Genomic DNA, 1,025 nt, shown 5'->3' with positions numbered 1-1,025 from the left:
ATGCTCCAGAAAGTCCGGGTAGAAGACAGCGTGGGCACGGTGCTGGCCCATGACCTCACCAAAATCGTCCCCGGAGAGTTCAAGGGAAGGCGATTTAAGAAAGGACATATTATTCAGCCGGAAGATATACCGGAACTGTTGCAAATGGGTAAAGAGCACCTTTACGTCCTGGCCCTGGGGCCGGACGAGATTCACGAAGACGAGGCCGCCATGCGCCTGGCGCTGGCTGCAGCCGGCGACGGCGATCACGGTTTTGAATTCAGTGAGCCTAAAGAAGGCAAAGTCAACCTTATCGCCGCCAGGGACGGCCTGTTAAAGATAAACCTTCCCGTTCTGCAGCAAGTAAACGAGGTGGCGGACATCATCCTGGCTACCCTGCACAACAATTACCCGGTTACGCCCGGCCAGGTGGTGGCCGGCACCAGGCTGATTCCCCTGCTGGCACCGCGGGCAGTCATTGCCAGGGTGGAGGATATTTGCCGTCGGGCCGGCGGGATTATCCGCATAGCCCCCTATCGCCGGTTGCGGGTCGGCCTGATCACCACCGGTAGCGAGGTTTATAAAGGACGGGTTAAAGACGCTTTTGGCCCGGTTGTCCGGGCCAAGATAGCCAGTTATGGGTCAGAGGTAGAGAGGGAAGAAATCGTACCGGATGATGCCGGGGCAATCGAGCAGGCCATCGCCGCTATGCTGGCTGCCGGCATGGAAATGGTAGTGCTGACGGGGGGCATGTCGGTGGATCCCGATGACGTGACGCCGGAAGGGATTCGCCGCAGCGGTGCGGAAGTCGTCGCTTACGGTGCGCCCGTCCTGCCGGGGGCCATGTTCATGCTGGCCTATCATGGCGAGGTGCCTATTATGGGCCTGCCGGGGTGTGTAATGTATTACCGGGCCACTATTTTTGACCTGGTCCTGCCGCGGGTATTAACGGGAGAAAAGATACAACGCAAAGATATAGCCGGGCTGGCGGCCGGCGGCCTCTGCCAGGGCTGCCCGGAATGCCGCTACCCGGCCTGCTCTTTTGG

The 1,025-nt window shown here is 59.6% G+C and carries 1 protein-coding gene; it reads left to right on the top strand.

Annotation, left to right across the window (positions count from 1 at the left end):
- Positions 1-1,025 (top strand): molybdopterin-binding protein (locus NWF31_RS14455; protein ID WP_258361206.1); only part of this gene is annotated, 1,025 nt, incomplete at both ends.

Origin of the sequence: Neomoorella sulfitireducens (assembly GCF_024733845.1) — a bacterium.
Classification (GTDB): domain Bacteria; phylum Bacillota; class DSM-521; order Neomoorellales; family Neomoorellaceae; genus Neomoorella; species Neomoorella sulfitireducens.
This window is presented reverse-complemented; position numbering and strand designations above follow the sequence as displayed.